Below are 13,720 nucleotides of genomic sequence, written 5' to 3'. Positions count from 1 at the left end.
TGAGATGTGAGAGGTGGGAGATCAGAAGAAGCGGTGGTTGAATTCGAAGTAGGCGAAGTCGGTGTCGCCGCGGCGGACGTTGTTTTCGATGAAGCCGCCGTTCGTGAAGTGGGCGTAGCCGACGATGATCTCGGTCTTCGGGCTCCAGGCGTAGCGGGCGCGGATGTCGAACTCGCTGCCGAGATAGCCGCCGCTGCGGCCCGTCACGTCGCGGACGTTGTTGGCACCGGCGAAGCGGTCCTTGTCACTGGCGAGCCAATACCAACTGTAGCCGAAATCGACGCGCAGATCGTGACGCGGCTTGAACTCCACGCGTGCCTTCGGCGTGCTGATGTTCTCATACACGATGTAGTCATTCGCCGACCACGGCCGTCCGAAGCCGAAGAGGCGCTCGAAGCGGTTGTCCTTGGCGTCATTCGGATCGCGATCGCCGCTGGCGTGGCCGTAAAAGAGGCTGAAACGCGGCTTCCACGGGTTCGTGGCCCAAGTGTAGCCGATTTCGCCAACATACGCGAACGCACGAATCGAACGCGAGCCATTGCGACCGAATTGATAGGTGAAACTCGTGTCGTAATCGAAGCCTGTGCTGCCCACGATGCCGTAAGCCCGAATCCCCGGCGAGTGCACGAATCGCTCCGCGACTCCTGCATGCGCACTCTGGCTCAAAGCGAGGTAGTAAGGCTCCAGCGTGACGATTTCCGGCCATTTCCGCCAGTGACCGATCACGCCGTAGAGCCACTGCTGCTCCACCGGCCGATCCCAGCGATACTGGCTGCGATACAGCGGCTGCACTGCGAGCAGATCGATCTGCCAGTCATTGCTCTCCTGCCCCAGGCTGGCGTGAATGCCCTGGAAGGTGTTCGCGGTGTTGCGCCACTGGTTGTTGCCGAGCAGACGGCGGTCGAGAAACTCGAAGTTATGAATGCCGTAGCGGATGCTGAGCGGCCGCGGATTGCCGATGGCATCGTGACCGAGCAGATCCTTGAAGTACAGCTCGCCATACAGCCGGATGAACTCGAACTCGTTTACATCGCGGTTGTCGCGCGGGTAGTTTGAGTTGTAGCGACGCGAATCCTGCAACTCTGCGGCAAAGCGGAAGGGATCAGCGATTTCCTTGATGCCGATGTAGGCTCGCGTGCGGTGCAGCCACGGCTCATCAAGGCCCGCCTGCGCCCGGCGGATGTCGTCATCGCGATACTCGTAGCGAAAGCGGTAATCGAGGCCCACATCGAGCCAGTTCACGTTCAGCAGCGAGTCGATGCCGAGCTCGCTCACATTGCGCACATACTTCGGCGGATCAGGATCACGCGTGGTGCTGTAGCTGAGCGGATTTTGATAAAAGGTGCCTCGCGAGAGCTTCGGAGCTTCATAGTCCTCCGCAAAGGCCGGTGCGGCGATCAGGAGGAGGGTGGCGAGGAATGGGACGGATCGTTTTCTGAGGTGCTTGGCGTTGAGGTGCATGGTTCTTGCGGGCGTCGGCTTCCGGTGGTCCGGTCGGCGTCAGCAAGAGTGTTTTCGGAGGCCCCTGCGGGTGCAGTAGGCGGAAAGGGATCAAGGCCGCGAGGCGCGGCGTGGGGCGGGAGCTTCATCCGCGGCGAAGCGCGTCTTTTCCGTGCTCTCGACCTGCGTGACGCGTCCTTCATGGACGACGATCTGCACGGAACCGAAGCGCATGGCGGCGACTTTCTGGCGGACGATTTCGAGCCAGGGCTCGATGGAAGATGGGGCAAGGGTCTGGCTCATGGCGCGTCAGGTGGCGGGTGAGAGCAGCGCGGCGAGGAAGCCGTCGGCGGGATCAGCGTGGAGGGTTTTGGAAGTCTTCTTTTTGGCGGCTTTGCGTGTCGCGGCGGCCTGCTGCTCCTGTTTTCGCAGCGTGACCTCGACGACGTGGTCGAGCGTGTAGCGGTCGAGGATGTTCGCGATGGCATTGCGCACATCGATCATGAGCATCCTGAGCCCGCAGTGCTCCTCGTCGGGGCAGGTACACTTTTCATACTCTGTCTCACTGGCGCAGCCGATGGGCGCGAGTTTGCCGTCGATCAGCCGCACGACATCGCCCATCTTGATCGACTTCGCCGGCTTCGCGAGCCGTGCGCCGCCGTGCTTGCCGCGCAGGCTTTCCACATAACCCGCCTGCCGCAGCTCAAAGAGGATCGCCTCCAGAAACTTGAACGGCAGCCGCTCCTGATCCGCGAGCGTCGAGACCGAAATGACACCCTCTCCCTGCCGGTCAGCAATGCCGAGCCGGATCAGGGTTCGAAGGGCGTATTCTCCTCGTTTGGTAAGTCTCATGCCCAATACATTCACTTCCAATATACACTCCGCAAGTAGGAATTTAGAAGTTATGCGCCTTTGATCAGCGATGTCTCGCACGCCCGTGCTCAGAACCGCAGCGTTCCCGCGATCTGCATCAGGTTCGCGGGGGGCGAGGCACCGGTGTTTTGGACGAAGGTGCCGGGGAAGAAGTGCGCGTAGGCGAGGTCGATGTCGAAATGCGTGTTGAGCTGCCAGACGAGGCGCAGATCGAGCTCCTGGCCGACGTAGCTGCCGCTGCCGCCCGTGGCATCGCGTCGTGCGGCACGAACCCAGGCGTCGTTGCTGGCAGCCAGCCAGATGCCTCGATGCATGACCTCGCACTTGAGCGTCTTCGCTGGTTGAAAGCTGAGACGCAGGGCGGGGTTGATGATGTTCTGCCAGGCGAAGAAGCTGGTGTAGCCATAGAAGGCGTAGGTGGCGCCGTAGAGCGGATCGAAGCGCTGGCTGCTGCTGTCCGTGGGGCGGCTGTCACCGCTGGCGTAGTTCAGCCAGAGGGCGAGACGCGGCTTCCACGCGGCGCTCCAGGTGTGACCAGCCTCGGCATGAGCGGCGATGGCGCGGTGCGTGAGTCCGCCGGACGAGCCCCACTGCCCGGCGAGGCTGAGATCGTAGTCCCAGGCATCCCCCCCGCCCCATTGACCAAAGGCGTGCAGACCGAGCGTGTGCAGGTTCCTGCGTTGGGCGGTGATGGCGGCCTCGCGCTGATCCAGCCAGAGCCAGAACGGCTCCAGCACGACGTGCGGCGACCAGCCGCGCCAGTATCCGGCAAGGCCGTAGAGCCTGAGGTCGTCGCTGGACTGGTCGAGATGCTGAATGTTGCGCGTCACCGGCCGCATGGCGATCGCATCGATCTCCCAGGGCGCGTTTTCGTGGGCGACTCGCAGGCGGATGCCGTCGAAGGCGCTGATGGTGTTGCGGTTGCGGTTGCGGGAGATGAGACGGCGGTCGGCCCAGTCGAAGGCCATGCGGCCAAAGCTGAGGCTCAGCGGCGCGGCGCCGACCACGTCCTCAAAGTACAACTGCGCATAAGCCTGCAACGGCTCCAGCGTGTCCGAGAGGTTCGGGTTCTGGGGCCGATCGCTGTAGAAGTGGCGCGAATCCTGGAGTTCCACCACCATCCGCAACGGATCGAGCGCCGTCTTCACGCCGAGGTAGAGCAGGTTGCGCGTCACCAGCGCATCATCGCTTAGCAAACCGGAGGTGTAGTCGTTCGTGCGCACCTCGTATCGCGTGCGCGATTCAAAGCCGGCCTCCAGCCAGCGCCATTCGCCGCCGAGCGCATGCGCGTAATCCGGCCTCTCCGCGATGCGGTTGGCCGCCGTGCTGCGTGTGACGGCGGGTTTGAAGGCGGTTTCTGCATGGGCATGGAAGGCGGTCCACGCCATGAGGAGGGTGATCATTGAAAACGGGAAAGCAGGCGGGCGGGCGTGCATGAAGTCTCAGGCTGAAGCAGCCCCGTCCTATTGCCAGCACAGTTTCGCCTCCCGCCTCATTCGACCTTTCGCACTTCGATCTTCGCCACGTTCCGCACCCAGCGAAAATGGCGCTTCTCCTTTGGCAACACCATCCGCAAAGGGCCGAGATCGGCAGGGAGAGCGGCATCGTTCATCGATTCGCACAGCAACACGGGATCGTCAGTGCTGCGTGGGTCGAGCTCCGGCAGGGCGAAGACGGCTTTATAGCCATCATTGGCGGTTACGACGACGTATTGAGCGAGCGCGGGACCGCGCAGGCTGTCGCCAAAGCTGACGCCGGCGAATTGCAGCACCTGATAAAGCGGCACGCCGGTCCAGGTGGCCTCTTTGCCGCCATGGTCAGCGGCTTTGACGGTTTGATGAGGCAGCAGCTCCAAATCGCTCATTTTAACGGTGAGCGGCTTTTCAGTGCCGATCTGGACGACGAGGTCGGCGGCATGGATTTGCAGGCAGCAGGCGAGGAGAAGAAAAAGCGTGCGCATGGATCAAAACTTGAGCTGGAGGTTGGCGAAGAGCGTGCGGCCGGCCTCGAAGTAGCCTTCGGTGACGGCGTAGTTGCGATCGGCGAGGTTGTTCACGCCGAAGCTGAGGGTGGTCTCGCCGGGGAGCCGCACGACGGCTTTCAAATTCATCACGGCATAGGCTCCGACCTCCGCGCCGGTGGTCAAAGCCCAGCGGGCGCTGCTGTATTCGGCGCTGGGGATGATGCTGAGCCATTTCACCGGGCGGATGTCCGCGTAGGTGAAGAGTGCGTGACGTGGCGTGTCGATGAGCTTCACCTGCGGCTGGCTGATGTTTTTGCGGTCGAGATAGGTGTAGTTCAGGCCGAGTTGGAGGGCATCGCAGGGTTTGTAGTCGAAGCCGAGCTCCGTGCCGAGGTTTCGCGATTTGCCGACGTTTTGAAGCTGAAAGGTGCCGGGGAGCACGTTGGCCACGCGCTGGATGGTGTCTTCGATCATCGCGGCGAAGAGGCTGGCATGGATGCTCAAATGTTTCGCCACTTTGCCGTCGTAGCCGATGTCGTAATGAACGGCGCGTTCGGGTTCGAGGTTGGGATTCGGGATGGCGGCTCCGAGACGATAGGAGTAGCGATCTTTGATGGTGGGGAAGCGGCTCTTCTGCGCGACGGTGGCGTGAAAGGTGCCACGCTCCGGCAGTTTGTAGAAGAGGCCGAGCTGCGGATTGAAGGCGGAGAAGCTGTCGCCGCCGAGGCCGTTGCCGTTGTTCGTGTCCACGGCCTCCAGCACGTCGCGACGGTCATAACTGGCTCCGAGGGTGACGCTGAAGCGCTCGGTGAACTGGTGCGTGTCCTCGATGCCGAGCGAGTAGGCGCGATCCTCGAAGGTGTAGTAGGGAGCACCTTGGTTGTGCTCGGTGTGGCGGTCAAACTTGCCATGCAGCGCGGCTTTGAGCGTGTTTTTGTCGCTCAGCTTCGTGCCGAACTCGAGACTGCCACCGAGCGTGTAGTCATCGTAGTAGCTTTGGAAGCCTGCAGGAGGGTTCTGCGTGTTGTAGGCCGCATTGTTGTAGGCAAAGAGAGAGTTGATGAAGCGATCATAATAGAGCCGCTCCTTGATCCAGGTGTCTTTACCGAGCTGCGTGTGACCGATGAAGTAGATCGTCTGCTTGTCCCACTGCGGCCACCGCCAGAAGCGCCGGGGCTGCTGCGCGGCGGGCAGATTGCCGGCATAGACGGGATTGCCCTTTTCACCGCGCTGCCAGATGTAGCCGAGCGCATATTCGTCCGTCTTGTTCGGCATGTAGCCGAGCTTGGCGCTCACCCGCCAGTCCTCGCGGTAGGCATTGTCCCGCGTGCCACCGTTTTCCGTCGCGGTCGGCACGAAGTCCTTCGACATGCGGTAGCTGTCCACATCCGTGAAGGAGCCGCCGAGCTGGAGATACCAGTGCTCGCTGCGGAAGCCGAGATTCGCCGTGCCGATGTAACCGCCCTCCTGCATCCAGCCGCCGAGCAGATCGCCTTCGAAGGGCTTCTCCGGCTTGCGGGAGACGATGTTGATCGCCCCGCCGAGAGTGTTCGGGCCGTAGGTGGCGGAGCTGAAGCCTTTGGAGATGCTGATCTCCGCCACGTCCGCCGACGAGAAGCGGCGCAGGTCCACATAACCATCGTAGGGCACATAAACCGGGATGCCGTCGATGAAGACAGGCGTCTGGCGCAGGTCAAAGCCGCGCACATACACGCCGGACTCGTTGCGCGGGCCGTTGTTGTTGCCAAACACGCCGGGGCTCAGCCGCAGCGCCTCGGAAAGGTCGGTCCGCTCAAACTTGCGGATGTCCGAGGCGGTGACGCGGGTGGTCATCGCCTCCGCGCCGCTGATGGTGTCGGCCGTGATGACGACCTCACCCAGCTCAAAAGGCTGCGGATCGGCGGCGGCGAGGGAGAAGAAGGGCAGGAACAACAACGGAAGGAGAGGGCGGGGAGCGTGAGTCATGGCGAGTCGCGGGAGTGACAGGATGCTGGTTTAGACGGACAGGATCATAGCAATCAAGTAAAATAGCGCACCCGGCATCGGGACTCCTCACGCAGTTGATTGGCGGCTGCCCATCACGTGAATTGACACCGGCAACATCGGGACCATTACTGACAGCATCATGTCGGACCTGAAATCCAGCCCCCACCCGGTTGCCCTGCGGCGTAAAGCAAGAGAATGGTCACAGGACGAGCTGGCGACACAGTCGGGCATTCCGCGCAGCTCGGTGAGCGCGATCGAGGCAGGAAGACTCACGCCGTCGGTCACGGCGGCGCTGGCAGTGGCGAAGGCGCTGGAGTGCAGCGTGGAGGAGTTGTTCAGCTCGGGCGTATCGAAGCGTGGAGAGGATTCCGCCTGGGCCTGGGAGCCGCGTTTTGATGCCAATCGCTACTGGGAGGCGGAAGTGGGCGGGAAAAAGTGGCTGTATCCGGTGGAGACGCTGCCGGGAAGCGCCTGGGCACACGACGGCATCTGCCGGGACAAGGTCCTGCATGAACGTGGCGACTGGGATGCCGCGCAGACGCTGGTGCTGGCGGGTTGTGACCCGGCGGCGGGACTGCTGGCGGCTGAATACGCCGCCGCGTCAGGTTTCCGGCTGCTGACGTTTTCGCGAGGGGGTGGAACGGCCCTGGAGCTTTTGAAACGCGGCGTGGTGCATGTGGCGGCGCTGCATCGGTCGACGGTTGAGAAGCCGGACCGCAATGCGGAGACGGCACGCGAGAAGCTTGGCGGTGGTTATCGCCTGCTGCGCAGCGCCGACTGGCAGGAGGGCATTGTGCTGCCGAGCGATGCTCCGACACGCAGCGTGTCGGCCTGCGCGAAGAACGTGCGCCAATGGGCGATGCGGGAGCAGGGATCGGCGGCGCGGGAATGTCTGGACGATCTTCTCGACAAGCCGCGTGATTCAAAGCGCGTGATGCTGAGCCATCAGGCCGTGGTGGAGGCCGTGCGTGGTGGCTGGGCGGAGGCGGGCGTGTGCGTGCGGCTGTGCGCCGAGGATGCCGGACTGCGATTCCTGCCAGTGCGCGATGAGTCGCTCGATCTGTGCTTTCCCGCGGCGATGGAGCGTGATCCACGCGTCCAGGCGCTGATCCGCCTGCTGCGCAGCCGTGCGCATCGGCGGCTGATCGATGAACTGCCGGGTTACGACGCGAGCCACACCGGCGAGATGCTCTCCATTTGATCATTCCGCCTCCATCCTGATGAAACGACGACTCATCCTTTCCATCTTCACGTGTGCCTGCGTGCTCGCCGCCTGCAAACCGGGGTCTAATCCCACGGGAGAGGCCGGATCCTCCACGCTGACGATCTCGGTGGCCTCCAGCGTGCAGTTTGCGATGGAGGACGTGCTGAAGGAATTCAGTGCCGCGCATCCGGAGGTGACGGTGAAGGCGACGTATGGCTCGTCGGGCCATTTCTTCGCGCAAATCCAGAATGAGGCGCCCTTCGATGTGTTCCTCGCCGCGGACATGGATTACCCGGACAAACTGGCGAAGGAGGGACTCGCCCTGGATGACCGGGTGTCGCCGTATGCGGTCGGCGGGCTCGTTTTGTGGGTGCCGAAGTCGTCGCCGCTGGACGTGGAGAAGCTCGGCATCGCCGCGCTCAGCGATCCTGCGGTGAAGAAGATCGCCATCGCGAATCCGAAGCTGGCTCCGTATGGCACGGCGGCAGTGGCGGCGATGAAATCGCTCAAAGTTTACGAGCCGGCGGAGCCAAAGCTGGTGCTGGGGGAAAACATCTCGCAGACTGCCCAGTTCGTGGAGAGCGGAGCCGCAGACATCGGCTTTCTGGCGCTTTCGCATGCGGTTTCAGACAGGATGAAGGGCAAAGGCCGCTGGTGGGAGGTGCCTGCGGATGCGTTTCCCGCCATTGAGCAGGGCATGGTCATCGTGAGGCGCACGCCGAGTGCCGCGGCGGCACAAGTGTTCCGAGATTTCGTTCTCGGCGAGGCCGGCGGCAAGGTTTTGCAGCGTCACGGATTCAAGCTTCCCGCCAAGTGACATGGACTGGCAGGCCATCACCCTGAGTCTGCGGCTTTCGGCCTGCACGACCTGCATTCTCATCGCGCTCGGCCTGCCGCTGGCGTGGTGGCTGGTGAACACGCGCTGGCGCTGGCGTTTTTTGCTGGAGGCCGTCGTGGCGCTGCCGCTGGTGCTGCCGCCGACAGTGCTCGGCTTCTACGTGCTGATGGCGATCGGCCCGCACAGTCCGGTGGGACGTTTTTATGAGAGCGTGTTCGGAGCGCGGCTGCCGTTTTCGTTCCAAGGGTTGCTCGTCGCCTCGGTGCTCTACAGCCTGCCATTTGCCGTGCAGCCGTTCCTGAGCGCGTTTGCGACGGTGGATCGCCGAATGGTGGAGGCGTCGTGGTGCCTGGGTGTCGGACGCTTTGGAACGTTCCGTCGCGTGGTGCTGCCGCTGGCCTGGCCGGGCGTCCTGGCGGGCGTGGTGCTGAGCTTTGCGCACACGATGGGCGAATTCGGCGTGGTGCTGATGGTCGGCGGCAATCTGCCCGGTGTGACACGCACGATCTCGGTCTCCATCTACGATGAGGTGCAGGCGCTGAACTACTCCGCCGCGAATCAAACCGCGCTGGCGATGCTGCTTTTCTCCTTTGCCGTGCTTTCGCTCACCTACGCCCTTCAACGTCGAATTCTCCACCCATGGCCAGGACGCTGACCGCCGATTTCATCAAGCACTACGAAGGCGGCGCGGTCATTCATGGCGGCGTGCGGCTGCCGGGCGGCGCGCACAGCGTGACGGTGCTCTTCGGCCCCTCGGGCTGCGGAAAGACCACGGTGCTGCGGTGTCTGGCAGGATTGGAGCGCCCAGAGCGGGGCGTGATCCATTTTGGCGGCGAAACATGGTTCGATGCGGAAGCCGGCGTGTGTCTCACACCGCAGCAACGCGGCATCGGCTTTGTGTTTCAAGACTACGCGTTGTTTCCGCACCTCGATGTGACCGCGAACATCGCGTACGGCCTCACGAAGCTGGACAAGGCCGAGCGCCAGGCGCGGGTGGAGGCGGTGATCACGCGTTACGATCTCAGCGGTGTCGCGCAGCAGTTCCCGCGACAGCTTTCCGGCGGCCAGCAGCAGCGCGTGGCGCTGGCACGTGCGGTTGTGTGCCGTCCACGTCTGCTGTTGCTCGACGAACCGCTGTCGGCGCTCGACACCGCCCTGCGCGAGGACTTGCGCACCGGTCTCTGCCAGCAGCTTCGCGAGCTCGACATTCCCGTGATGCTCGTCACACATGATCGTGCCGAGGCCCGCCTGCTCGGCGATCAACTCGTGGTGATGCACGGCGGCAAAGTGCAGCAAGCAGGAAGCGCGGAGGAGGTCTTCACGCGGCCTGCGAACGCGGAGGTGGCGCGTGCGCTGGGTGTGGCGTCTGGATGACGAAAGCGGTCCGAAAAGAGGTTTCGCCGGAAGCGCTTCCTTTTAGAGGTGCGGCATGCAGCCTTCCGTTTCCGTCCTCATGCCCGTGCGCGACGCGCCGGCGACGGTTGCTGCGGCGGTGGAAAGCGTGCGCGGGCAAAGCTTTGCGGGCTGGGAACTGGTGATCGTCGATGACGGCTCGCAACCAGCCACGGAGGCGCTGTTGCAGCGGCTGGCGGCGCAGGATGCGCGAATCGTCTTGCTGAGGCAGCCGGCGCTGGGCATCGCGACGGCGCTCGACCGCGGTTGTGAGGCGTGTCGCGGTGAGTTCGTCGCCCGCATGGACGCGGATGATGTGATGGACGCGCGCCGGCTGGAGTTGCAGCGGGCCTTTCTGATGGAGAAGCGGGATCACGGCCTCGTTTCCTGCCGCGTGCGGTTTGGCGGCACGGAGGCGGGTTATGCGGCGCATGTGGACTGGGTGAACACGCTCATGGATCACGGGGCGATGAGCCTGCGCCGGTTTGTGGAAGCCCCCGTCGCGCATCCGAGCGTGACGTTTCGTCGCGAGTTGATCGCGCAGCACGGCGGCTATCACCACGGTGACTTTCCAGAGGATTACGAGCTGTGGCTGCGCTGGCTGGAGGCGGGTGTTCGGTTTGGGAAGGTGGACGCGGAATTGCTCACGTGGAATGATCCGCCGCAGCGGCTGTCACGCACGGACGGGCGCTACTCGGTGGATGCGTTCTATGCGATGAAGGGCCTCCATCTGCGCCGCTGGCTGCAGCAGCATGCCGCCGGCCGCGAAATCTGGCTGTGGGGCGCGGGAAGAGTGACCCGGCGGCGGTTTGACAGCCTTTCCGGGCTGATCACCGGCTTCATCGATGTGGACGAGGCAAAGCGCGGCCAGCATCGCGACGGACGCGTGGTGCGCCTGGCGGATGACCTGCCGGAGCGGGAGCGGAGCTTCATCGTGGCCGGCGTCGGCACACGCGGCGCGCGCGAGGCGATCGCCGCGCATCTCCAGGTGCGGGGCTGGGAGGAAGGGCGCGACTTCCTGCTGGCCGCCTGAATCAGTTCACCGGCACGGCCGGCTTGATGGAAACGAGCTTCGTCGTGACCTGCTGGCGCACGGGCATCGGCTTGCCTTCCACCTTGAGCTGGATGGTGGCGGAAAAGACCGCGAGCGAGATGGTCCGGCGGTCCAGATCAAAGAAAACGTGGCCGTTGACCTTCGAATCGTCGCCAAAGGTGACCGGGCGCTCCGTCCGCAGCTCCCGGCCGGTGCTGTCCTTGTCGCGCATCGACTTCATTGTGCCTTCAAAGGCGATCTGCGCCTGCTGGTGGCCCTCGCGATCCACGACGCCGTCAAACTTCGCGTTCAGCTTCACCTGCACCGTGCCGGCCTGCGCAAAGGGGATCACCTCATCGGAGATCCACTTGTCGCCGGGATGGACCGGGATCTTGGGCAGTCCCATCTCCAATGAACGACGGTAGAGTGTCGCAAGCTGACGTGCGGTGGCAATGGATGACAGATCCGGCTCCACACCGCCGGTGACCATCGAGCCAGTGTCCTTGGCGTCGATGAAGTTCCCCTTCTCATCATAGACCAGGGTGAAGCTCTTCCCGGCGCTGTTGCCAAAGCTCTGCCGCAGCAGCGGGTGGGAGGCCTCCGGGTTGTTCGAATCGAAAAGATGGCTCTGCCCCTCGTAATGCATCTCCCCCAGCAGGTGCTCGATGGTCACCTTCGCCTCCGTTTGTCCTGGGGCTGACTGTTGCACCGCGATGCGCGTGGTCTGGTGCAGGCGGAGTTTCTGGTCGGTGGTCTTGCCCAGGGCGGTGAGGAAATTGGTCGTGTCAGTGTCCGATTCCTGGGTGTAGATCTGGCCGGGTTGCCAGTACAGCTTCAGTTCCACGGCGGTGCCGTCTTGCGCGTTGGCGCTGGCGAGGAAGGAGAAGACGCATGCCAGGAGGACGTTGGAACGGGACATGGATGGAGGTTCTACGCCGGGCACCGGCCTTTGCAACGCTGCACTCCAAGGCGCAAGGGTTTGACAGCCTCAGGGTGAAAAAATGGCCTGGAGAGTTGGCACGCTTCCGGCTTAAGCAGTGATTTGCAAAAGGTTGGGCCGGGAATTTCAGATCCCACGGTTCTGATCGTTGCAATTCGTGAACCACACTACTAATTGCGTTAACCATGAAAAAAGTCGAAGCGATCATCAAACCGTTCAAGCTTGAAGATGTGAAGGAAGCCCTCTCCGAAGTCGGAGTCGAAGGGATGACCGTCGTGGAAGTCAAAGGTTTCGGCCGTCAGAAGGGCCACACTGAGATCTACCGCGGCAGTGAATACACCGTCGATTTCCTCCCCAAGGTCAAAATTGAAGTCGTCGTGGACGATGCCCGCGCTGACACTGTGGTGGACGCCATCGTCAAGGCCGCGAACACCGGCAAGATCGGCGACGGCAAAGTCTTCGTGAGCGCCGTGCTCGACGCCATCCGCATCCGCACTGGCGAGCGTGGCTCCGATGCTGTCGCCAGCAACTGATCTTGTTTCCAGCAACCTGTCCGTTCAAGCCCGCCCCTGCGCTCATCGTCGGGGCGGGTTTTTCTTTTGATGGAACTTGTTGGTTGGTGGGGAAGTCTTCGCGAGCCCTGCTGAAGCAGGCTCTGTTCCTTCCCGCACGGTGACGTTTCGTTTCGGTGAGAACTCTCCTGCGTGTGTATTCACCAGCTCTGTCCGAAGAGGAGATTCCGACATGGGCTAAACACCGACATGTGTGATCTCGGAGCAAGAAAAAACCCCGCTTCTCACATTGAGAAGCGGGGTTTTGTTTAATCTGGCAACGCCCTACTTTCACATGGCCTATCGCCATACTATCATCGGCGCAACAGCGTTTCACTTCCGTGTTCGGAATGGGAACGGGTGGTACCACTGTGCCATGGTCACCAGACTGCGGCTCACTGTCATCCGATGATGGGTGAAACGTGGTCTGACGACACTTTTCAGAGATACGTTCTCTGACAACTGCATACAGGGAGAAACAAAATTCGAATCGAGCCTTTGGAACCAGGCTTTAATTTGAGATGGAGCAATGCAAGACAAACGGATGATTAGTACCACTGAGCTGAACACATTACTGCGCTTGCACCCGCGGCCTATCAACGTGGTAGTCTTCCACGATCCTTCAGGGAAAGCTTATCTTGGGATGGGCTTGGCACTTAGATGCTTTCAGCGCTTATCCCTTCCGCACATAGCTGCCCAGCGATGCTCTTGACAGAACAACTGGAACACCAGAGGTGCGTTAATTCCGGTCCTCTCGTACTAGGAATTAAACCCCTCAACTTTCCTGCGCCCACAGAGGATAGAGGACCGAACTGTCTCGCGACGTTCTGAACCCAGCTCGCGTGCCGCTTTAACCGGCGAACAGCCGGACCCTTGGGACCTTCTCCAGCCCCAGGATGCGACGAGCCGACATCGAGGTGCCAAACTTCATCGTCGATATGAACTCTTGGATGAAATCAGCCTGTTATCCCTAGCGTACCTTTTGTCCGTTAAGCGACGGCAATTCCACATTAAACCGCCGGATCACTTTGGCCTGCTTTCGCATCTGTTCGACCTGTAAGTCTCACAGTTAGGCTGGCTTATGCCAATGCACTCAACACGTGATTGCCAACCACGCTGAGCCAACCTTCGCGCTCCTCCGTTACTCTTTGGGAGGATACCGCCCCAGTAAAACTGACCGGCTGACATGGTCCCACATCCAGATTCATGGACTGCGGTTAGATCGTTCAATACCCAAGGGTGGTGTTTCATCGTTGGCTCTGCGATACCCGAAAGTATCGCTTCAAAGCCTCCCACTTACGCTAAGCATGAAAACCAAACGACCAGTGACAGCTTACAGTTAAGGTGCATAGGGTCTTTCCGTCCTTCTGCGGGTAAGCAGCATCTTCACTGCTATTACAATTTCACTGAGCCCCTCGTTGAGACAGCGGACAACTCGTTACACGATTCGTGCAGGTCGGAACTTACCCGACAAGGAATTTCGCTACCTTAGGACCGTTA

The 13,720-nt window shown here is 61.9% G+C and carries 13 protein-coding genes and 2 rRNA genes; 6 read left to right on the top strand and 9 right to left on the bottom strand.

The window, feature by feature from the left end; translation table 11 throughout:
• Positions 1 to 21: 21 nt before the first annotated feature.
• From IAE77_RS19765 to IAE77_RS19740, 6 genes are all read right to left on the bottom strand, one after another.
• Positions 22 to 1,461, bottom strand: coding sequence for an alginate export family protein (locus IAE77_RS19765; protein ID WP_294230399.1), 1,440 nt, complete (start codon positions 1,459 to 1,461; stop codon positions 22 to 24).
• A 90-nt stretch (positions 1,462 to 1,551) separates the two neighbouring features.
• Positions 1,552 to 1,743: a YezD family protein gene (locus tag IAE77_RS19760; RefSeq protein ID WP_294230397.1), complete on the bottom strand. Its 192-nt coding sequence runs from the start codon at positions 1,741 to 1,743 to the stop codon at positions 1,552 to 1,554.
• Positions 1,744 to 1,749: 6 nt separating this feature from the next.
• The gene (locus IAE77_RS19755; RefSeq protein ID WP_294230394.1) at positions 1,750 to 2,292 is read right to left on the bottom strand and encodes an Rrf2 family transcriptional regulator; all 543 of its coding nucleotides are present in this window, start codon (positions 2,290 to 2,292) and stop codon (positions 1,750 to 1,752) included.
• Between the two features lie 89 nt (positions 2,293 to 2,381).
• On the bottom strand, positions 2,382 to 3,716 hold the full coding sequence (locus IAE77_RS19750; protein WP_294230391.1) for an alginate export family protein: 1,335 nt from the start codon (positions 3,714 to 3,716) through the stop codon (positions 2,382 to 2,384).
• A gap of 89 nt (positions 3,717 to 3,805) precedes the next feature.
• Positions 3,806 to 4,273: a molybdopterin-dependent oxidoreductase gene (locus tag IAE77_RS19745; protein ID WP_294230387.1), complete on the bottom strand. Its 468-nt coding sequence runs from the start codon at positions 4,271 to 4,273 to the stop codon at positions 3,806 to 3,808.
• Positions 4,274 to 4,276: 3 nt separating this feature from the next.
• Positions 4,277 to 6,241, bottom strand: coding sequence for a TonB-dependent receptor (locus tag IAE77_RS19740; protein WP_294230384.1), 1,965 nt, complete (start codon positions 6,239 to 6,241; stop codon positions 4,277 to 4,279).
• Positions 6,242 to 6,401: 160 nt separating this feature from the next.
• Here IAE77_RS19740 and IAE77_RS19735 point away from each other — a divergent pair, with 160 nt between their 5' ends.
• Genes IAE77_RS19735 through IAE77_RS19715 form a run of 5 tightly spaced genes read left to right on the top strand, consistent with a single transcriptional unit; the run spans position 6,402 to position 10,729 of the window.
• Positions 6,402 to 7,463, top strand: a complete 1,062-nt coding sequence (locus IAE77_RS19735; RefSeq protein WP_294230378.1) for a substrate-binding domain-containing protein — start codon at positions 6,402 to 6,404, stop codon at positions 7,461 to 7,463.
• A gap of 19 nt (positions 7,464 to 7,482) precedes the next feature.
• On the top strand, positions 7,483 to 8,283 hold the full coding sequence (gene modA, locus IAE77_RS19730; RefSeq protein WP_294230376.1) for a molybdate ABC transporter substrate-binding protein: 801 nt from the start codon (positions 7,483 to 7,485) through the stop codon (positions 8,281 to 8,283).
• A gap of 1 nt (position 8,284) precedes the next feature.
• Complete coding sequence (modB, locus tag IAE77_RS19725; RefSeq protein WP_294230373.1) at positions 8,285 to 8,959, top strand: molybdate ABC transporter permease subunit; 675 nt, start codon at positions 8,285 to 8,287, stop codon at positions 8,957 to 8,959.
• Positions 8,944 to 9,678: an ABC transporter ATP-binding protein gene (locus IAE77_RS19720; RefSeq protein WP_294230370.1), complete on the top strand. Its 735-nt coding sequence runs from the start codon at positions 8,944 to 8,946 to the stop codon at positions 9,676 to 9,678. Before modB ends, IAE77_RS19720 begins: the two co-directional genes overlap by 16 nt.
• 55 nt (positions 9,679 to 9,733) lie before the next feature.
• Positions 9,734 to 10,729, top strand: coding sequence for a glycosyltransferase (locus IAE77_RS19715; RefSeq protein WP_294230367.1), 996 nt, complete (start codon positions 9,734 to 9,736; stop codon positions 10,727 to 10,729).
• Between the two features lies 1 nt (position 10,730).
• Here the strand turns inward: IAE77_RS19715 and IAE77_RS19710 are convergent, their stop codons facing one another.
• Entirely contained in the window at positions 10,731 to 11,648 is a 918-nt protein-coding gene (locus IAE77_RS19710) for a hypothetical protein (RefSeq protein WP_294230365.1), read from the bottom strand.
• A gap of 206 nt (positions 11,649 to 11,854) precedes the next feature.
• Here IAE77_RS19710 and IAE77_RS19705 point away from each other — a divergent pair, with 206 nt between their 5' ends.
• The gene (locus IAE77_RS19705; protein WP_294230362.1) at positions 11,855 to 12,202 is read left to right on the top strand and encodes a P-II family nitrogen regulator; all 348 of its coding nucleotides are present in this window, start codon (positions 11,855 to 11,857) and stop codon (positions 12,200 to 12,202) included.
• A gap of 290 nt (positions 12,203 to 12,492) precedes the next feature.
• Here the strand turns inward: IAE77_RS19705 and rrf are convergent.
• A 5S ribosomal RNA gene (gene rrf, locus IAE77_RS19700) occupies positions 12,493 to 12,608 on the bottom strand.
• Between the two features lie 139 nt (positions 12,609 to 12,747).
• Positions 12,748 to 13,720 (bottom strand): 23S ribosomal RNA (locus IAE77_RS19695); the annotation flags it as partial.

The organism is Prosthecobacter sp., assembly GCF_014879935.1.
Lineage (GTDB): Bacteria > Verrucomicrobiota > Verrucomicrobiia > Verrucomicrobiales > Verrucomicrobiaceae > Prosthecobacter.
The sequence above is the reverse complement of the archived record's forward strand: the minus strand, read 5'-3'. Positions and strand labels throughout refer to the sequence as shown.